Source organism: Salinispirillum marinum, from assembly GCF_042650105.1.
In the GTDB taxonomy this organism is placed as follows: domain Bacteria; phylum Pseudomonadota; class Gammaproteobacteria; order Pseudomonadales; family Natronospirillaceae; genus Salinispirillum; species Salinispirillum marinum.
This window is the reverse complement of the sequence record NZ_JBHSAL010000002.1, coordinates 980,456-999,196: the sequence shown is the minus strand read 5'-3', so window position 1 is coordinate 999,196 and position 18,741 is coordinate 980,456. Positions and strand designations below refer to the sequence as shown.

Genomic DNA, 18,741 nt, shown 5'->3' with positions numbered 1-18,741 from the left:
CGACGGAGAGCAGGTGAAGATCAGTGCAGCGGCGCAAGCGTCTGGATTAACCGCAAAAACCATTCGCTATTATGAAAGCATTGGCTTGCTGGACAGCCATCGCTTGGACAATGGATATCGCGACTACACGGATCGGGATATCCAGTCGCTCCGTTTTTTAAGCCGCGCCCGCAGTTTAGGCTTTAGCCTAGAAGATTGTCGTAGCTTACTCGAGTTGCAAAAGAACCCGCAGCGCGCCAGTGCTGCGGTTAAGTCGGTAGCCGAGCATCGCTTGGCGCACATTGAAGAACAAATGCGGGACCTCGTACAGATGCGTGAAACGCTGGTGTCTTGGGTGGCGCAATGTCCGGGGGATGACTCCGCACACTGCGCCATTCTGGATCATCTCTCTGAGCCTGATCGCGGCGACTAATAGGCCTTCAGTGGTGTTTCAGGAAGCTCGAATACCGCCGTCTGTGCTTCTTGTTGCGGCTTACCCCAATGTTTTTCCAAGGGTATAATGCCCGCCCAAACCGGCCAATTAAGGTCTGCCTCATCATCGTTCACACCCGTGGCGCGTATCTTACTAGACGCCTCGTTGATGTGCAGCCTGACCAAGCCGGTGGCTTTTGCTTCATTGTCGGTCATTGGCCGGAGGTGCGCCCAGCGTCCGGGTGATACCTTGTCCACAAAACGTTCAAACTGCCGCGCTTTCTCCAGTGGATCAGTGATGGCTTCGGCCTGACCAAACAAGGTTGCCGACCGATAATTGACCGAATGGTGAAACGCTGAACGCGCCAGTACCAAACCATCCAACTGCGCGATGTTGACACACACCTCCTGCCCAATGGCGAGGTTGCGTGCTTTGGCATGCCCATGCCAATACACATAATCACCTTCGCGCCAGTGGCAAGTAGGGGTCGCGAAGGGTTGTCCGTCGATACTTTGGGCTACGGTACACATCAGCGTTGTATCCAGAATTTCGTCAAGTACCTTGCGGTCGTATAAGGCTCGGCCAGGGCCGCGTTTTACGTGGCTGCGTTGGCCATGCAAGGGTGCATTCTCAAGGGTGCGCATTAAAAACTCCTTTACATCAATGACTGGGTAATGGCCCTTGCCAGCTTAGGGCATCTGGCATTTAATTAAATATCCAGATATTGATTATTTTTAGAGGCCAGATTATGCCGAATGCGCATCTCCTGTGGTCGGTTGAGCTTCAACATGGCAAGCGCTATCGGCAGTTGATTGAGCATATAAAGCGGGGCATTACGACGGGCCTATGGTCATCTGGTGATCGGTTGCCGTCATCGCGCCAGTTAGGGGCCATGCTTGGGATATCACGTACCACCACCAGCCGGGCTTATGATCATTTAATTGCCGAAGGATTCCTGGTCAGTGAGCCTAAGCGTGGGGTGCGGGTCGCGGATACTCGTTGGGCTGTCGCGTTACCAAAGAAAACGCGACCGTTGTTGGCCCCTGCAAGGCATGACATACGCTGTGATTCCGGTGCGGACAGTACCGTGTTTCCCGCTCGCCAATGGGCCGCCAGTATGCGGCGTGCTTGGGTTAAACCGGACACACAGTTGCTCGAAGGGCGCTACACCACAGGTTATCCCTTGCTCAAAGAGGCCATTGCCGACTATCTTCAGCGTTCATGCGGACTGGATTGTATCGCCGAACAAATATTGGTCACCGCAGGCAATCGGGACGCTTTGGTGCTGCTACAGCATGCGTTGGAATCCGTTGTTCCCAACGCGCAATGGTGGCTGGAGGATCCATCGTATGGGCCGATGCGCACGCTGTTACAGCAACGCCGCCGTGGTGTTCAGTGTTTGCCCGTAGACGACGAAGGCGCGCAATTGCCTCTGGCATCGGTTCGGCCGCAGGTCGCACTCTTGACGCCTAACCGGCAATATCCCTTAGGTATGAGCATGAGTTCTGCCCGTCGACAGGCATGGCTACAAACCCTGCAAGAGCAAAACTTGTGGGTAATCGAAGACAATTACGACACCGAATTTACCTATCAAGGGCGCCCACAATTGCCTTTGATGCAGGCCGACCACCAAGATCGTATTGCGTTGGTAGGGAGCTTCTCGAAAGTCTTATTTCGTGGCTTACGATTGGGGTACGTCGTCGTGCCCCTGTCCTGGGTTGACTCTATGGCACGTAGTCAGCGCGCTTTGGGTGGTTCAGCGGCTCTCCCGGTCCAGCCGGTACTGGCGGACTTTATGCTCAACGGATCGTTTGACCGTCATCTCAATCGAATGCGGCGCCATTATCGAGAAAAACGCGATGTCTTATTGAGTCTTTTAGCCGAACATCTGAGCCCGTGGTTGGATTGGCAATCGCCTTCTGGTGGTATGCATGTGCGCGCGAGCATTAAGCCCGCTTGGCTGGCGCGACGGCGCGAGCCAAGCAGCGGATGCTGGGACCAACAGATCGCTCAGCGCTTGTTAACACAGGGCATAGAGTTGAACGTTCTGTCCGCGCACTATCAAAATGTGAGTACCGCGCAACAGGGTTTTGTTCTTGGGTTCAGTCAACCCTCTCAGGACGATATGGTCCATATTGTAAAGGCGCTTGCTGCCGAGTTTGCGGTGACTTGAACGATGCAGATGCCTACCAAGTCAAGTCTTCGCGCACGTTGATGGCGTGCAGTGATGTCTAGAATGCAGAATGGACGAGGATTAAAGGCCATCGGTTGCGTATTACGGGCCCGTATGTTGGTCGATTTACAGCGTTGAACGGAGCAGAATAGCAACGTGTTTTAGGGTAGGGTTTTACCATCGTCAGGGATCTATGGATAATCGTCGACCTGTTCCAGCATCCATCACTGTCACGCTGATGTGGGTGGTTCTGGCTATATCATGTTGCGAGTAAAACAGTTGGATTCATGATCGAAGAGGAAATTTGGACGTCTGAGCGTCAGCCGAGGCGACGCTCTTGGCTTTGGCCTGCCTTGTTGGCGTCGGGAACGGCGCATGCTTTGGTGGCTATGGCTTTGCTGCCTGAAGTGAACTTGACCATGCCCGCTGGCCAAGTTACCTCGGCTGTACCCGCTTTGCGCATGATTGAGCTGCAGGCGCCGATGGCTGTTCCATTGGCAGACAATCCCTCCATCCATCCACCCGTCAACGCACCGGATGATGTTGCTCTGTTGACAACAACCGCCACGGATACTGCCTATGCCCTGGCACCGTCGCCAGAGCCAGAGCCAGAACCAGAACCAGAACCAGAACCAGAACCAGAGCCAGAGCCAGAGCCAGAGCCAGAGCCAGAGCCAGAGCCAGAGCCAGAGCCAGAGCCAGAGCCAGAGCCAGAGCCAGAATCAGAGCCAGAATCAGAGCCAGAATCAGAGCCAGAATCAGAGCCAGAACCAACGACTGTGGCGTCAGCCGCTATGGTGTCTCCCATCAATGAACCGTCTCGTGACGGCGCGGCGCAGCCCACAGGCAGCGATGTGCTGGCCAACTCAATGGCGCAGGATCTTGCCCGGCAACGGGCAATCGATGCCTACAAAACGGAGTTATTGCAACGCTTGCAAGCGTCCATGCAGTATCCCCGGCGGGCGCAGCGACGTAATTTGGAGGGGGTGGTGCAGGTACAGTTCACCATTCATGCTCAGCAGGGTATCGAAGATTTTTTGATCGCCGCATCCAGTGGGCAACAGGTATTGGATGATGCAGCGCGACAGTTGATTCTGCGCGACATCACCTTACCGGACTTTCCCTCCGAGTTGTTGGCACAGGACCAATCATCCTTGGAGTTTGCCTTGCCCATCGTCTATCAGCTGCAGTTCATCCGCTGATCGTGCCGTTTGTCACAAAAGCAATCCAAACGGCTGTAAGTACAGTATAGTCCCGCTAATTACTGGTCTTTGGGTGAGTTTTTTATGAAGAGCAAAAAACGCGGTCTCGCGTGTTGGTTGGCCATTGCGAGCGCCGGGTTCGTGCACACGGTGTCGGCGTCAGAATTTGTGATCTTACCGGTGTTTGGTAATCAGCAAGATACCGGGTTCCAGTTTGGCGCAGCGGGTATTTGGGAGCAAGCGCCAGAGCCCGACGCCTTGGCTGCTAATATATTTTTTGTGCTCACCCAAAACGGTCAGCGGTCTTTGGCGACGGGCCTTCGATTGCCAGGCCCGGTAGCCGAACGCCAAGACGCTATTGAGTTGGGCATTCGGTTGAGCCAGTTCCCCAACGAATTTTTTGGCTACCGAACCACCTTTCTAGCGGAAGGCGAGCGCTATGACGAAGAATCTGTGACCTTGAGCGCGGGTTGGTCCTATCCTTTAAACACGAACTGGCGTGCTCAAGCTACTGGCCTAGCAGCCTGGGCCGACGTCACCTTTGACAATCCATCCAGCCCTCTCTTAGATAATGTTGCGTGGACGACCGGTGGCACAGCGCAAGCTCTTGAATTTGAGCTCTCCCGGGACACGACGGACGACAATGGCTGGCCGACACAAGGCAGCCGTTTTATCAGCGGCATCACCACCGGGCAGGCCGAACAGCAGGCGTTTTCGATTTTCCAACAAGAAGCGACCCGATACTGGGGAATGTCGCCACAGTGGCGCAACAGTGTGTTGGCGCTGGGTGCACAATGGCAATTCGCCTCGGCGGATACGCCGTTTATCTTTATGCCGTCGCTGAATGGCACGCAATGGATGCGTGGCTTGGATGGCGCGCAGTACCGTAATTTGACCACCGTCAGTGCACAAGCAGAGGCGCGGATCCCATTGAGTCAACGCTTCGCAACCACCGTCTTTACGCATGTAGGCCAGATTGGCGCTGATCCCGGCGAATGGACTGAGTCCGCCTTAAAAACGGGCGGTGGCCTTGGTTTTCGTTATTCCATCAGCAGCGAACGCCGACTGAATATCCGGGTCGATCTGGGCTGGGTTGATGGTCGGGGTGGTGCCGTGATCAATTTCGGTGAAGCGTTTTAATGCACGGACGGGTTACCTTATTGCCATTCTGTATTTTGGCTTAGGAGGTCATTCCGCAATTGCGCCAAAGCTTCTTGTTCCAGTTGCCGTGCCCGTTCGCGGCTTACGCCCATCTGGTCGGCTATCTCCCGGTAGCCGACATTATCCCGCTGATCGACACCGTAGCGTAGCAACAGTACCTGACGTAGGCGATCCGGTAAACGGCGCAAAATTTCTTTTACCAAGCGCTGGTTATCGGAATGCTCTTGCGCCCGCCGCGAGTCCGAATGGTCTAAATCCAGGATGACATCGGGATCATCCAATGACAGGGTGTCCGTGAAGGCCTTTTGGTTCGACATCGTTTCCGTACCCAGCAGATCCCGTTCTTTATTGGCTTGATAGGCCTTGTTGATGGCACTTAAAGGTGTGCGTACGGTGTGCGTTTTTTGCTTTAGCGCCAGCAGCAGAGACTGTTCAATCCAGAAATGCGCATAGGTAGAAAATCGATACGCTTTGCGCGGATCGAATAGATCCAGCGCCCGCATTAACCCGACGTTGCCTTCCATGATCAGATCACCAATTTCCAAACTGTAGGTTGGACGGCGATGCACCTGCCGGATGATTAAGCGCTGGTTGTGCAGCAAAATCCGCTTTCTGATCTGCTCAACGACTGCCCAACGGCGACGCAGAGTCGGATGCCGGCGGCTCTCAGCGCGCAGGTGTTCTAGCCAATAAGCGATGGCGTCATGCTCGCTTTGCCAGATATTCTCCACTTCCGACTCTACTTGCTGCAAGCGGGTTTTGCAGCGGTTCAGGTAAGCCGGTATGGCGTCTCCCCGCCAACATTGTAAGCGAACGAGTGCACGCATTAAGGCCCAAAGATACGCCTGCTGTTGTTTCGCTGACAGCGCCGGATAGTCATTCGCCAATTGTGAGTACCAAGCCGTACGATCGTTTTTCGTCATGATGCACTGAACCAGTTGGTGTTTTATGTACGTATGCTCAAGGTGCGACAAAAGATCACTCGACTCACACAATTTGGATAAATAACGAGACATGGCTGAGACACTTTTCTTTAGTATGGCGGAAGCCAGTCGGCGTGCCGGGGTTGCGGCCGCGACGTTACGCAAATGGGCGGCACGTTATAACATTGATGCCAGTCATCGGTCCGTCGGTGGGCATCGGCTGTATTCGGAGGCCGATCTCGAGCGCTTACGCACCGTGTCGCAATTGAAGGCTCGAGGTTGGTCATTAACCGATCTGGCTAATATGGACTTACCTACCCTGCGGAAGATGAATCCCAGTGAGGTGAACCAGAACATTCCGGGTCATATCTCTTTTTGCGGCTTGCGGGTGGTGGCTGACTTTGCGTCTTGGTTTGGTGACCGGGCGCGTGTTCTTGACGAGATGGATGTGACGTTGGCGACCGGTGTCCTGATATGGGAAGTCGGTTCGTTAAGTGATCAGCACGTGACGCGAGCGCAGCGTTTGGCCAATGCTGGCGTGCCGGTTTTGATGGTGTATCACTATGCCCTGAACCGCCGGGTGCAACAGTTGTCGGCGGAGGGTATCGCAGCGGTGTCCGGGCCTTTGGGTTGGTCTACGTTGATGGATTGGCTGTTACAGCAGAGCCCGAATACATCGTTTAAAGATGAGGAGCTGGTTAAGTGGGCCAGTGCAGTACCGAACCTAGAGTGCGAATGTCCAAGGCATGTGGCATCAATATTGTTGCAGTTGCGCGAATTTGCGCGCTACAGCCAACAATGCAGCTTGGACAGTCCTGCTCAAGCTGAACTGCACCAACGGTTGTATCATTGGACTCAGGCCGCGCAGCAGCCTCTGGAAGAGGCGCTGCGGGCGGTGATTGCTGGCGAGTCTTAGGTTTCATCAAGAAGCGCTTTCGGGGTATGCCTCTAGCGCTCCACGGCAGGCCGGGGAGTCGCGCTTCGAGGCATACGCCCTGCGCCCTTCGGATAGCTGGACATCAAGGTTACAACGATTCGATACGGCTACGCTGTTCGCTCAGTTGCGCCAGTGAGACGGAAATCGCATCGGCTTTTTCCTGTTCCTTAGCCACCACGTCGGCAGGCGCTTTGGCGGTGAACTTTTCATTGCTCAATTTACCCTGAATCCGCGCCAGTTCTTTTTCCGCTTTCTCGATTTCTTTGTTCAGACGTGCCAGCTCGGCAGCCACGTCGATCAATCCGGCCATGGGCACCAAAACCTGCATTTCACCGACCAGTTGCGTGGCGGACAGTGGGGCATCTTGGTCGGCATTCAACCAAATGATGCTTTCGAGTTTAGCCAGTTTTTGTAAGAAGTTACGGTTGTCGTCAAGGCGACGCTGGTCTTCTGTACGGCCATTTTTCAACAGCAGCGGGATGGGTTTATTGGGTGAAATGTTCATTTCGCCACGGATGTTACGCACACCAACGATGACATTTCGCACCCAGTCCAGGTCCGCCTCGGCGGCGGCATCCACTTTGTGTTCTTCTGGCTGCGGGTAGGGTTCCAGCATGATGCTGTCGCCGGTTTTGCCGGTCAGCGGTTTGATCGATTGCCAGATTTCTTCTGAAATAAACGGCATGATGGGGTGGGCCAAGCGAAGTATGGCGTCCAACACGCGAATCAGCGTGCGACGTGTGCCACGCAGCTGTTCAGCGGTTGAGTTTTCGTCCCAGAAAATCGGCTTGCTCAGTTCCAGATACCAGTCACAGTATTCGTTCCAGACAAAATCATAAAGTGTCTGGCTGGCAAGGTCGAAGCGGTACTGTGCGAAATGGCGGTTCATGTCGGCTTCGGTGCTTTGTAAGCGTGAAATGATCCAGCGGTCAGCCAGTGACAACGCAACCTCAGCATTCGCATCGAACTGGCCACAATCCAGCGGTGAACCGTCTTCGGCCAAGGTGTTCATTTCCACGTAGCGCGCCGCATTCCACAGCTTGTTGCAGAAATTGCGGTAGCCTTCGAGGCGCTTCACATCGAACTTGATGTCGCGCCCGTTGGAAGCCAAAGACGTTAAGGTAAAACGCAACGCGTCAGTGCCAGATGGCTCGAAGCCGTCCGGAAAGGATTGCCGAGTGGCCTTTTCGATTTTGGCGGCCAGCTTGGGCTGCATCAAGCCGCTGGTGCGCTTGGTGACTAAGGCTTCGATGTCGATGCCGTGAATTAAGTCCAACGGGTCGATGACATTGCCCTTCGACTTCGACATCTTTTGTCCGTTCTCGTCACGGATCAGGCCCGTCACATACACGGTGTGGAAGGGCACTTGGGGTGTGCCGTCGTCGTTCTTCATGAAGTGCAATGTCATCATGATCATCCGGGCAACCCAGAAGAAGATGATGTCGAACCCGGTTACCAGCACGCTGGACGGGTGGAAGGTTGCCAGTTCGGGTGTTTTTTCAGGCCAGCCCAAGGTAGAAAACGTCCACAAGGCGGAGCTGAACCAGGTATCCAGTACGTCTTCGTCTTGGCGCAATGTCACGTTGTCGCCTAACCCGTGTTTACTGCGAACTTCGGCTTCGTCACGGCCCACGTAGACGTTGCCCGACTCGTCGTACCACGCCGGAATCTGGTGACCCCACCACAGTTGGCGCGAAATACACCAATCCTGAATGTCGCGCATCCACGAGAAGTAGGTGTTTTCCCATTGCTTGGGCACGAATTGGATGGCACCGTCTTCGACGGCTTTGATCGAGGGCTCGGCGAGTTTTTTGGCATCAACATACCATTGGTCGGTCAGCCACGGTTCTACCGCGACGCCGGAACGGTCACCTTTCGGGACTTGCAGCGTATGATCTTTCACTTCCGCCAATAAACCGGCCGCGTCAAAGGCAGCGACGATCAGTTTACGCGCCTCGTAACGGTCCAAGCCGGCGTATTCAGTGGGCAGCGTGGTAGCAAAATCGGTCCATTCGGTGCCGTCATACTGAAACGCTTGGGCTTCCGCCAAGACGCTGGCGTTCTGGTCAAAAATGTTGACCAGCGCAACGTTGTGGCGCTTGCCCACTTGGTAGTCATTGAAGTCATGCGCCGGGGTGATTTTGACGCAACCGGAGCCAAATTCCATGTCGACGTAGTCGTCGGCAATAATAGGAATGCGACGGTTCACCAAGGGTAGGTCAATAAATTGGCCGATCAACGACGCATAGCGCTCGTCTTTTGGATGCACTGCGACGGCAGTATCACCCAGCATGGTTTCGGGGCGTGTCGTGGCAACCACCAAATAGCGTTCGCCATTGGCGGTTTTTGCGCCGTCCGCCAAGGGGTAGCGGAAGTGCCACAGGTGGCCTTGTTCTTCTTTGTTCTCAACTTCCAAGTCGGAAATCGCCGTGTGCAGTTTCGGGTCCCAATTCACCAAACGCTTACCGCGATAAATCAGACCTTCTTCGTGCAGGCGAACAAACACTTCACGCACGGCGTTGGACAGCCCTTCATCCATGGTGAAACGTTCACGCGACCAGTCGACCGAATCACCTAATTGGCGCATTTGTTCGGTGATGGTTCCACCCGACTTGGCTTTCCATTCCCATATTTTCTCAATAAAGGCGTCGCGGCCCAACTCATGGCGTTTGATGCCTTGCTCGGCAAGTTGGCGCTCAACCACCATCTGGGTTGCAATGCCGGCATGGTCGGTGCCCGGCTGCCATAGGGTTTTGCTGCCCATCATGCGCTGATAGCGGGTTAAGGCATCCATGATGGTGTGTTGGAAAGCGTGCCCCATGTGCAAGCTGCCGGTGACATTGGGCGGCGGAATCATAATGCTGAAGGGCGTACCTTCACCGCGCGGGGCAAAATAATTCTTCTGTTCCCAGTGTTGGTAGTGTTTTTGCTCAATGTCCTGCGGACGATAGGTCTTATCCATGGGGTTCCGAAATCTGTCATTGGGTGAATAAAGTTGGCGCAAAGTATAACCGGAATAGCGGGCAGGGTGCACCTTGGTACAGCGCGTAAACGCGATTACATCGGGTGACTTTTGAGCGGATAGCCTCGTTCTTGATAGAACTTATAATGTGATCTTTTCACCGCCTTTAAGCGGTCTTCCGCAAACACCACTTCAATGACCCGATTAAATCGTGAGAACGAGGTAGGTTGATCATGTGAGAGGTTAATCATCACATCATGATGTTCACCGCACGCATGCTGGCTTGAAATATTCACCGGCGCAAGGCCATCTGAGAGGAGACCATGAGGTACAAAGGATTCAGGCCGGTAGGACCACAAGAGCTCGTCAATGGGCGTCATCCAGGCGTCATCACAGTGAATCAGTACTTGATGCCCGGCACGCCAGGCTTTTTCCGCCAAACGGCACACGTACAGCGCTGCTTCGTCGAACTGTTGCACACTGAGAATGTGAAAATCCACTTGGGTCATAGCCACCACATAAAGCCGAAACGGGTTGCTATGATAGCAGAGCCCGTTTCGAAATCAGAGGCAGCAATTACGCTCGAAGGTATTTATACACCGTGTTTCGACTCACGCCCGCTGCTTTTGCCGTACGCGATATATTTCGCCCGTTGGCGGCATACAGTTGGGGTATCAACACGCTTAAATCCGTTGGCTGCGCTTGTGACGACGGTGTGTCGCTGAGGTGGGCAGTCGAGCTTGAGGGCGCAGGCGAGACCGGGTTGTCCTCTGGTGCCAGATCATCATAAAAATCAGCGGGCAAGTCATCGGTGCTGAGCGGCGCGCCATCGGCCATCGCTAAGGCGACTTTGAGCACATTCACCAACTGGCGCATATTGCCGGGCCAAGGATGGCGGAACAACAGATGACGTACCGGAAAGGGCAGTTCCGGGTCTGTTGGTTCTTTCAACCGCGAATAGATGTAGAGAATCAGTGCTTCTTTATCCAGCCGCTCACGCAAGGCGGGCAGCTCTAGGCTAAGCCCGGAAATGCGGTAGTACAGGTCTTGCCGGAAATTACCCTGTTCCACTTCGGCTTTCAAATTGCGGTTGGTGGCCGAAATTAATTTGATATCGACCGGAAACACTTCGCTAGAACCCAAGGGCGTGACCACACGTTCCTGTAACACGCGCAGCAAGCGCGACTGCACATGCAACGGCATTTCACCGATTTCATCCAAAAACAGCGTGCCTTTATGGGCGCGCCGAATTAACCCGATAGAGCCTTTGGTGTGGGCCCCGGTAAAGGCCCCTTTCTCATACCCGAACAGTTCTGACTCCACCAACTCCGTGGGAATCGACGCACAGTTGACCGCCACCAGATTCTCTCCACGGCGGCTGCTGTGATAGTGCAATGACCGCACCAGAATTTCCTTGCCTGAGCCGGTTTCGCCACGAATAAGGATGGGAATGTCTTTCTCGATAATCTTGCGTGCTTGATTGAGTATCTGGCGAACCTGCGCGTCACCGTGTTCCAACTCGGCATAGGGAATGACATCGGGCGGCAACGCAGAGACCGTTCGGGGTGCCTGATAGTCTGGTTGTTGCCGGAAATCTGGCACCGTTATCTTGGGTGCGATGGGAGGGTTTACCTTTACCCATACACGGAATCGTTCCAAAACGCGAAGTGACAAGGGCATGGATGCCGGCTGCTGACGAATTTCGCGCATGGTACAGCCGAACACGGCTTCCACGTTCAACAACGCAAGGTCATGGGCCAACAACGCCGATGCCCGCCGGTTGGCCGAAACGATGGTGCCGTTTTCATCCAGCACCACGAGGCCGGACCAATGACTTTCCAAGCTGCTGATGTTGGTGTTGAACGCCAGAATATAGTGCTCGCGTTCAAAGGCGGCATAGATCAATTGATTCTCGACGGTCAGCGACATCAGCTTAACCATGCCTAGGGTATGGTCTTGCGGTAAGTAGGCATCGGACGAAATATCCAATACCCCCACGAGCTGCTTATGGGTATCAAAAATGGGTGAGGCCGCACCGACCATAAAACGATTGGCGCGCAAAAAATGTTCGTCGCGATTGACCTGAATGGCTTGCCCCGTCGCCAATGCTGTTCCGATTGCGTTGGTGCCGACGCCAGATTCTTGCCAACGATGCCCCGGCACCAGACCATGCTCATTACGGCTGCGGAAACGGTTCGAGCCCCACGTATTCAATACATGACCCTGCCGATCGGCCAGGACGATGACACAGGACGAGTTGGTCAGAATATTTTCGTAATAGGGCAGTACCTCGTTCTCCGTGGTACGCACCAGATCCTGATGTTCGTCCATCAATGCGCTGACATGCCCCGTAGGCACACTGCCAAAGTCGGGTGTGGTGGAATGCGACAAACCAAAGGATTCACAGCGATACCAAGAAGCTTCAATCAGCTCCTTATGGCTGGGCTCGGTCTCCTGCGCGGCGGGTTCGGCAACCAACGCATTCGGCTGTATGGGATCTGATTCTTTCATTGGGCAACATCTATTTATTGTTATGAGTTGTCGCATTGCTGACCACAACAGGCGCCGACAATGACGGAACACTACGCTACGGTGTCATAAAAAGTTCACAAAATACAGAGACAACAGTTGTAACCGAAGTGTTCATCTTTGAACAGGTTGAATTGTTCAGTGTTAACAAAAATGAACATATTAGAACGTTCATAGTTTTTCGAATAATCATAGGTCTATCGAGTTAAATAGCAAAAAAAGTTTATAAAACAATAACATAAAACTTTTTTCGTACATGTTCGAAAACATGGCACGTTGATTGTATTACGTTATCCCAAGGTTGTTCGTGAACAGGTGTTCACAGCAATACACCATAAAAATAACAAGTGAGAAAGAAGCATGTCGTTAATTCTGGAGAACGTCAGCCGTGTGGTTGACGGAGAGCACTGGATCTCGGATATCAGTCTCTCGCTTGAGCCCGGCTCGTTCAATGTGCTCCTTGGGCGTACCTTGTCGGGCAAAACCACGTTGATGCGCCTGATGGCTGGTTTGGATCGGCCGTCGAAAGGGCGGGTGCTTATGAATGGCGTGGACGTAACCGGGGTGCCGGTGCGTGACCGTAACCTGTCGATGGTGTACCAACAGTTCATCAACTATCCCAACCTGACGGTGTACGACAACATCGCTTCACCGTTGCAGCTCGCCAAAATGCCGGAATCGGTCATTCGTGAACGGGTGCTGGAAACCGCCAGCATGCTGCACATTGAAGCTTTGTTGGACCGTTATCCGATGGAATTGTCGGGTGGTCAACAACAGCGTACGGCGATGGCGCGCGCCTTGGTGAAGGACGCCCAATTGATTCTGTTCGATGAGCCCTTGGTAAACCTGGACTATAAGCTGCGTGAAGAGCTGCGCGAAGAATTGCGTGAGCTGTTTAAAGTACGCAATTGTATCGCGGTATACGCGACCACAGAGCCTAACGAAGCCCTGGCATTGGGTGGTTACACCGCCGTGTTGCATGAAGGACAACTGCTGCAGTACGGCAAGACCCCGGAGGTCTATCATCGCCCGAAAGACATCATAACGGCAGAAATGTTCTCCGAGCCACCGATCAATGTGGTGAAGGGTTTGGTCACGGACACCGAAGTGACCTTCGATGAAACCGTACATTTTCAGCTCAACGCCGACCTGCGGAACCTGCCACCAGGGCAATATAATTTTGGCGTGCGGGCATCGCACATCGGTTTGGTTCCCCACGCAGATGATGATTTGGAGCTTCCGGTAACCGTCGATCTGGCGGAAATCAGTGGTTCGGAGACCTTCCTGCACGTACGTAACGATCACTTCGACCTGGTGTTGCATCTTTCCGGGGTGCACGAGTACCACGTTGACGAAAAGATCAAAGTCTACTTTCCCACGCACAAGCTCTATGCCTTCGATCTCGACGGGCAATTTGTGCATGGTCCGCGCCGACTTACAGGAGCATAAAATGGCCCAGATTACCTTAAATGCCTTGGCGCACAGTTATATGCCGAACCCGTCCGGGGACGCCGATTACGCCATTCGGCACATGCAACATGTATGGGAGCAGGGCGGTGCCTATGCCTTGTTGGGGCCTTCCGGCTGTGGCAAGTCTACCTTGTTAAACATCATTTCCGGCTTGCTTGCACCCTCGGAAGGTGAGGTGGTGTTTGATGACCGTATTGTGAATGACTTGCCGCCGGAAGAACGCAACATCGCGCAGGTTTTCCAGTTTCCGGTGATCTACGACACCATGACGGTGTTTGATAATCTGGCTTTCCCGTTACGCAACATGAAAGTGCCAGAACATAAAGTGGCGCCTAAAGTTCATGAAGTAGCGGACATTTTAGACCTCACCAAATTGCTTAAACGTAAAGCCAAAGGTCTGAGTGCGGACGAAAAACAGAAGGTGTCGATGGGTCGCGGTTTGGTGCGCGATGATGTGTCAGCCATTCTGTTTGATGAACCCCTGACGGTGATTGACCCCCAACTGAAATGGAAATTGCGGCGCAAGCTGAAGCAAATCCATGAACAGTTCAACATCACCATGGTTTACGTAACACACGACCAATTGGAAGCCTCCACGTTCGCCGACAAGATCGCCCTGATGTATGAAGGGCAAATTGTGCAGTTTGGCTCCCCTCGCGAGCTGTTTGAAAACCCGGCGCATACCTTTGTGGGTTATTTCATTGGCAGTCCCGGAATGAACTTCATTCCCGTTACCTTGAATGACCATGGCTTTGAGTTTGCCGGGTTAACACTTCCGGCCAGTAATGCTTTGATGTCACAAGTCCGCAGCATGGGTTCCGACAACATCAAACTGGGCATTCGCCCCGAGTTTGTGCACGTGTGGGATGACAAGAATGACGAAGCTTACGAAGTCAGCGTGCGCGATATAGAAGACCTTGGTACCTACCGCATTATGTCGTTCGAATTTCGCGGCACAGTGATGAAGGCGCGCTTGCACGAAGACCAGAAACTGCCCAGTAAGAAAGCGTGGATCAGTTTCCCCGAGCAATGGCTCAAAGTCTACGTCAATGAATTCTTGGTGGAGGTGAACGATGAACAAAATTGAGAGTAATAAAGGGTGGCTATTCGTTCTGCCGGTGTTCGTCATCGTTGCGTTCTCCGCCATTATTCCGTTGATGACCGTGGTCAATTACTCCGTTCAGGATGTCTTTGATACCAACACCCGGTTCTTCACCGGTACGGAGTGGTATCGGGAAATGTTGAATAACCCGAATCTGCGCAGTGCCTTAGGGCGGCAGTTCGCGTTCTCCTTTACGATTCTGTTGATTCAGGTGCCGCTGGGTATCGGTGTAGCGCTGTTGATGCCGAAGAAGGGTGCAGCCGCTTCTTGGAGTTTGGTGTTGGTGGCCTTGCCGCTGCTGATCCCCTTGAATGTTGTGGGCACGATTTGGCAGATCTTCACCCGGTCTGATATCGGCTTGATGGGTTGGGGTATCCGTGAGCTTGGCTATGCCTACAACATTTCGCGAAATTCGGGCGATGCATGGGTCACCATTATCTTGATGGATGTCTGGCACTGGACGCCGCTGATCGCCCTGCTCTGCTACAGCGGCTTGCGGGCCATTCCAGAGGCGTACTATCAAGCAGCGCGGATTGATCGTGCATCGAAGTGGGCTATTTTCCGCTACATCCAGCTGCCCAAGTTAACCAATGTGCTGATCATCGGTGTGCTGTTGCGCTTTATGGACTCGTTCATGATTTACGCGGAACCGTTCGTGTTAACCGGCGGTGGCCCTGGCAGCTCCACCACCTTCCTGAGCCAGGCGTTGACGGCGATGGCAATTGGACAATTCGATATTGGCCCCGCTGCGGCGTTCTCGCTGATTTACTTCCTCATCATTCTGCTCGTGAGCTGGGTGTTCTACACCACCATCATGCACATGCAGAAAGATAAGAACGGCGCTTAACCGGGAGCCTTGCCATGAGTCAGAACATTTTATCTAACACGGCGGTCGCCACTTCGGCTCGAACCAAAAGTTCGGGGATGGTGCGGTCGCAGCGGAAATCGAAAGAGGGTACCGGTATGAAGTCGCGTGTTGCCTTTGCGGTCTACATCCTATTTGTTTTGTTGCCCATTTACTGGTTGGTGAACATGTCGTTCAAGACCAACCAGGAAATTCTCAGCACCTTAACGTTTTGGCCACAAGATTTTACCTTGGACAACTATCGGACGATTCTCACCGATGCCAGTTGGTACAAGGGGTATTTGAACTCCATGACCTATGTTGGCATCAACATGGTGATCAGTCTGACGGTGGCGTTGCCAGCGGCCTATGCCTTCAGCCGGTATAAGTTCACCGGTGACAAGCATTTGTTCTTTTGGTTGCTCACCAATCGGATGGCACCACCTGCGGTCTTCCTGTTGCCATTCTTCCAACTGTATTCATCCATTGGCCTGTTCGACACCCATATTGCTGTGGCATTGGCGCATTGTCTGTTCAATGTGCCGCTGGCGGTTTGGATCCTGGAAGGCTTTATGAGCAGTGTGCCGAAGGAAATTGATGAAACGGCGTACATTGACGGCTACAGCTTTCCTAAGTTCTTCGTGAAGATTTTCATCCCACTGATTCGTTCGGGTATTGGTGTTACGGCGTTCTTCCTGTTCATGTTTTCGTGGGTTGAATTGCTGTTGGCACGCACCCTGACGGCCACCAATGCACAGCCGATCGGAGCCATCATGACACGCACTGTAGGTGCCTCGGGGATTGACTGGGGGGTGCTGGCAGCAGCCGGTGTGCTCACCATCGTGCCCGGTATCTTCGTGGTGTATTTCGTTCGTAACCATATTGCCAAGGGCTTTGCCCTGGGCCGTACCTAAGAGGGGGAACTTCACATGAGTTGGATGGTTTGGACAGTCCCCACGGCAGGATTCTTCACCGGTATCGCTTTAATACTTACCGGTATGTCGATCTGGCAGTATTTTTCACCGTCAATTGAACGCAAAGGCGTGCTGCCGATCAGCACCACGCGCGGTGATCGCTTGTTTATTGGTCTGTTAACCAGTGCCTACATACACCTTGGGGTGGTGGGTTTTACAGACTTTCACGTTTTGGTAGCCACGGGTGTGTCGGCAGTCTGGATGATTGCCGTGATGCGCTGGGGCTGATCAAAAAAACGCACGGACGGGAACACAACGCAGGGATGCATTCAGAAATAGCAATGAGGTTAACATGAAAAAAAATAATACGATGTGCCTTTCAGTGCTCGCGGCGAGTTTGATCATGGCAACGGCGCAAGTCGGTGCTCAGTCAAACCAATACCGCGCTGCAGCAGAGCGTTGGGTAGATTCAGAATTCAATCGTTCAACGCTGTCACGGGAAGAGCAATTGGCTGAACTGGAATGGTTTATCCAAGCGGCTGAACCTTTCCGCGGGATGGAAATCCGCACCGTGGCTGAAGGCTTAACCACGCACGAATATGAGGCCAGCGTCCTTGCCAGAGCCTTCACTGAGATCACCGGGATTAACGTGACCCACAACATCATCGGCGAAGGCGATGTTGTGGACACCATGCAAACCCAGATGCAATCTGATCGTAACATATATGATGGCTATGTGAACGACTCTGATGCCATCGGCACACACCTGCGGTACGGTAAAACCATCGCCATTTCAGATGCTATGCAGAACGAATGGCGTAATTTCACCAATCCAGGTCTGGATCTGGATGACTTTATCGGTATCCAGTACACCACGGGTCCGGATGGTAAAATTTACCAACTACCCACGCAGCAGTTCGCTAACCTGTACTGGTTCCGCGCCGACTGGTTTGAGCGGGAAGACCTGCAAAACGAGTTCCGCCAACAGTATGGCTATGAGCTGGGCGTACCGTTGAACTGGTCAGCGTATGAAGATATTGCTGAGTTCTTTACCGGTCGTAACATCGATGGTCAAACCGTTTATGGCCACATGGATTATGGTCGTCGTGACCCTTCACTGGGCTGGCGCTTCCACGATTCCTGGTTGTCCATGGCGGGTATGGGTTCGCCCGGTCTGCCATTCGGTAATCCGGTTGATGACTGGGGCATTCGGGTGAACGAGCAGGGTAATCCCGTGGGTGCATCGGTGTCTCGCGGTGGTGCGACCAACTCTCCAGCTTCCGAATTTGCGTTACGGAAAATGGTGGAATGGCTGCGTGATTTTGCGCCACCAGAAGCACAAGGCATGACCTTTGGTGAAGCCGGACCGGTACCTGCACAGGGTAACGTTGCCCAGCAGATCTTCTGGTATACCGCCTTTACTGCAGACATGACAGACCCATCTTTGCCAGTTACCGAAAGTGATGGTACGCCAAAATGGCGTATGGCCCCGTCGCCTGTTGGTCCTTACTGGCAAGAAGGTATGAAAGTGGGTTATCAGGATGTGGGTTCTTGGACATTCTTCAACTCTACACCGGAAGACCGTCGTACCGCGGCTTGGTTGTTTGCTCAGTTCACCGTATCAAAAACGGTATCACTGGAAAAAACCATTCGTGGTCTAACACCGATCCGTCGTTCTGACATCAATTCACCAGAAATGACTGAATTGGCGCCAAAACTGGGTGGCTTGGTTGAGTTCTATCGTAGCCCGAACGAAAGCTGGTGGACGCCTTCAGGCACCAACGTCCCCGACTACCCACGTTTGGCTCCGCTGTGGTGGCAGAACCTGGCACCGGCGGTCAGTGGCGAAGTGTCTCCACAGGAAGCGTTGGATAACCTTGCTGCAGCGATTGATAACACCATGATGCGTCTCGCACGCGCCAATGTGTTCTCGCAGTATGCGCCCGTCATGAACCCAGAGCGTGACCCTGAGTACTGGCTGGCACAACCTGGTTCGCCGAAACCTCGTCTGGCGAATGAGAAGGAGCCTGGCCGTACCCGTCCATACGATGAGCTGATGGCTGATTGGATGGCCGCGGGAACGCGCTGATCTTCTGCAACTCCTAGTCGGTA

General features: G+C 53.5%; 16 protein-coding genes. 11 read left to right on the top strand and 5 right to left on the bottom strand.

Annotation, left to right across the window (positions count from 1 at the left end):
• Positions 1-13 precede the first annotated feature (13 nt).
• On the top strand, positions 14-412 hold the full coding sequence (cueR, locus tag ACFOSD_RS11840) for a Cu(I)-responsive transcriptional regulator (protein WP_380696768.1): 399 nt from the start codon (positions 14-16) through the stop codon (positions 410-412).
• On the opposite strand, the gene ACFOSD_RS11835 is transcribed toward cueR, so the two are convergent.
• Entirely contained in the window at positions 409-1,056 is a 648-nt protein-coding gene (locus ACFOSD_RS11835; protein WP_380696766.1) for a pyridoxamine 5'-phosphate oxidase family protein, read from the bottom strand. The two genes, cueR and ACFOSD_RS11835, sit on opposite strands and share 4 nt — an antisense overlap.
• 104 nt (positions 1,057-1,160) lie before the next feature.
• On the opposite strand from ACFOSD_RS11835, the gene pdxR reads away from it, so the two are divergent.
• The 3 genes from pdxR to ACFOSD_RS11820 all read left to right on the top strand — a co-directional run bounded on the left by pdxR (position 1,161) and on the right by ACFOSD_RS11820 (position 4,927).
• Positions 1,161-2,585, top strand: coding sequence for a MocR-like pyridoxine biosynthesis transcription factor PdxR (gene pdxR / locus ACFOSD_RS11830; RefSeq protein WP_380696764.1), 1,425 nt, complete (start codon positions 1,161-1,163; stop codon positions 2,583-2,585).
• Positions 2,586-2,872: 287 nt separating this feature from the next.
• Positions 2,873-3,787 carry an energy transducer TonB gene (locus ACFOSD_RS11825; RefSeq protein WP_380696762.1) on the top strand — a complete coding sequence of 305 codons (915 nt, stop codon included), beginning with the start codon at positions 2,873-2,875 and terminating at the stop codon, positions 3,785-3,787.
• Positions 3,788-3,871: 84 nt separating this feature from the next.
• Positions 3,872-4,927 carry a BamA/TamA family outer membrane protein gene (locus ACFOSD_RS11820; RefSeq protein ID WP_380696760.1) on the top strand — a complete coding sequence of 352 codons (1,056 nt, stop codon included), beginning with the start codon at positions 3,872-3,874 and terminating at the stop codon, positions 4,925-4,927.
• 17 nt (positions 4,928-4,944) lie between these two features.
• On the opposite strand, the gene ACFOSD_RS11815 is transcribed toward ACFOSD_RS11820, so the two are convergent.
• Positions 4,945-5,871: a sigma-70 family RNA polymerase sigma factor gene (locus ACFOSD_RS11815; protein WP_380696758.1), complete on the bottom strand. Its 927-nt coding sequence runs from the start codon at positions 5,869-5,871 to the stop codon at positions 4,945-4,947.
• A gap of 91 nt (positions 5,872-5,962) precedes the next feature.
• Here ACFOSD_RS11815 and ACFOSD_RS11810 point away from each other — a divergent pair, with 91 nt between their 5' ends.
• Complete coding sequence (locus ACFOSD_RS11810) at positions 5,963-6,787, top strand: MerR family transcriptional regulator (RefSeq protein WP_380696756.1); 825 nt, start codon at positions 5,963-5,965, stop codon at positions 6,785-6,787.
• A gap of 109 nt (positions 6,788-6,896) precedes the next feature.
• Here the strand turns inward: ACFOSD_RS11810 and ACFOSD_RS11805 are convergent, their stop codons facing one another.
• From ACFOSD_RS11805 to ACFOSD_RS11795, 3 genes are all read right to left on the bottom strand, one after another.
• Positions 6,897-9,770 carry a valine--tRNA ligase gene (locus ACFOSD_RS11805; protein WP_380696754.1) on the bottom strand — a complete coding sequence of 958 codons (2,874 nt, stop codon included), beginning with the start codon at positions 9,768-9,770 and terminating at the stop codon, positions 6,897-6,899.
• A gap of 95 nt (positions 9,771-9,865) precedes the next feature.
• Positions 9,866-10,279, bottom strand: a complete 414-nt coding sequence (locus ACFOSD_RS11800) for a DNA polymerase III subunit chi (protein ID WP_380696752.1) — start codon at positions 10,277-10,279, stop codon at positions 9,866-9,868.
• Between the two features lie 67 nt (positions 10,280-10,346).
• Entirely contained in the window at positions 10,347-12,281 is a 1,935-nt protein-coding gene (locus tag ACFOSD_RS11795; protein ID WP_380696750.1) for a sigma-54-dependent Fis family transcriptional regulator, read from the bottom strand.
• 378 nt (positions 12,282-12,659) lie between these two features.
• On the opposite strand from ACFOSD_RS11795, the gene ACFOSD_RS11790 reads away from it, so the two are divergent.
• From ACFOSD_RS11790 to ACFOSD_RS11765, 6 genes are all read left to right on the top strand, one after another.
• Complete coding sequence (locus ACFOSD_RS11790; protein WP_380696748.1) at positions 12,660-13,748, top strand: ABC transporter ATP-binding protein; 1,089 nt, start codon at positions 12,660-12,662, stop codon at positions 13,746-13,748.
• A 1-nt stretch (position 13,749) separates the two neighbouring features.
• A complete protein-coding gene (locus tag ACFOSD_RS11785; protein ID WP_380696746.1) occupies positions 13,750-14,856 on the top strand; it encodes an ABC transporter ATP-binding protein in 1,107 nt (368 codons plus the stop codon).
• Complete coding sequence (locus tag ACFOSD_RS11780) at positions 14,843-15,718, top strand: carbohydrate ABC transporter permease (protein WP_380696744.1); 876 nt, start codon at positions 14,843-14,845, stop codon at positions 15,716-15,718. Before ACFOSD_RS11785 ends, ACFOSD_RS11780 begins: the two co-directional genes overlap by 14 nt.
• 116 nt (positions 15,719-15,834) lie before the next feature.
• Positions 15,835-16,629: a carbohydrate ABC transporter permease gene (locus ACFOSD_RS11775; protein ID WP_380697277.1), complete on the top strand. Its 795-nt coding sequence runs from the start codon at positions 15,835-15,837 to the stop codon at positions 16,627-16,629.
• A 15-nt stretch (positions 16,630-16,644) separates the two neighbouring features.
• Positions 16,645-16,917: a DUF2160 domain-containing protein gene (locus ACFOSD_RS11770; RefSeq protein WP_380696742.1), complete on the top strand. Its 273-nt coding sequence runs from the start codon at positions 16,645-16,647 to the stop codon at positions 16,915-16,917.
• A gap of 64 nt (positions 16,918-16,981) precedes the next feature.
• Positions 16,982-18,718, top strand: coding sequence for an ABC transporter substrate-binding protein (locus tag ACFOSD_RS11765; protein WP_380696740.1), 1,737 nt, complete (start codon positions 16,982-16,984; stop codon positions 18,716-18,718).
• Positions 18,719-18,741 lie beyond the last annotated feature (23 nt).

Bases quoted from the DNA above. Each gene is read 5' to 3' on its own strand.
- ACFOSD_RS11835 (WP_380696766.1), bottom strand. From the start codon at position 1,056: ATGCGCACCCTTGAGAATGCACCCTTGCATGGCCAACGCAGCCACGTA.
- pdxR (WP_380696764.1), top strand. From the start codon at position 1,161: ATGCCGAATGCGCATCTCCTGTGGTCGGTTGAGCTTCAACATGGCAAG.
- ACFOSD_RS11825 (WP_380696762.1), top strand. From the start codon at position 2,873: ATGATCGAAGAGGAAATTTGGACGTCTGAGCGTCAGCCGAGGCGACGC.
- ACFOSD_RS11820 (WP_380696760.1), top strand. From the start codon at position 3,872: ATGAAGAGCAAAAAACGCGGTCTCGCGTGTTGGTTGGCCATTGCGAGC.
- ACFOSD_RS11815 (WP_380696758.1), bottom strand. From the start codon at position 5,871: ATGACGAAAAACGATCGTACGGCTTGGTACTCACAATTGGCGAATGAC.
- ACFOSD_RS11810 (WP_380696756.1), top strand. From the start codon at position 5,963: ATGGCTGAGACACTTTTCTTTAGTATGGCGGAAGCCAGTCGGCGTGCC.
- ACFOSD_RS11805 (WP_380696754.1), bottom strand. From the start codon at position 9,770: ATGGATAAGACCTATCGTCCGCAGGACATTGAGCAAAAACACTACCAA.
- ACFOSD_RS11800 (WP_380696752.1), bottom strand. From the start codon at position 10,279: ATGACCCAAGTGGATTTTCACATTCTCAGTGTGCAACAGTTCGACGAA.
- ACFOSD_RS11795 (WP_380696750.1), bottom strand. From the start codon at position 12,281: ATGAAAGAATCAGATCCCATACAGCCGAATGCGTTGGTTGCCGAACCC.
- ACFOSD_RS11790 (WP_380696748.1), top strand. From the start codon at position 12,660: ATGTCGTTAATTCTGGAGAACGTCAGCCGTGTGGTTGACGGAGAGCAC.
- ACFOSD_RS11785 (WP_380696746.1), top strand. From the start codon at position 13,750: ATGGCCCAGATTACCTTAAATGCCTTGGCGCACAGTTATATGCCGAAC.
- ACFOSD_RS11780 (WP_380696744.1), top strand. From the start codon at position 14,843: ATGAACAAAATTGAGAGTAATAAAGGGTGGCTATTCGTTCTGCCGGTG.
- ACFOSD_RS11775 (WP_380697277.1), top strand. From the start codon at position 15,835: ATGAAGTCGCGTGTTGCCTTTGCGGTCTACATCCTATTTGTTTTGTTG.
- ACFOSD_RS11770 (WP_380696742.1), top strand. From the start codon at position 16,645: ATGAGTTGGATGGTTTGGACAGTCCCCACGGCAGGATTCTTCACCGGT.
- ACFOSD_RS11765 (WP_380696740.1), top strand. From the start codon at position 16,982: ATGAAAAAAAATAATACGATGTGCCTTTCAGTGCTCGCGGCGAGTTTG.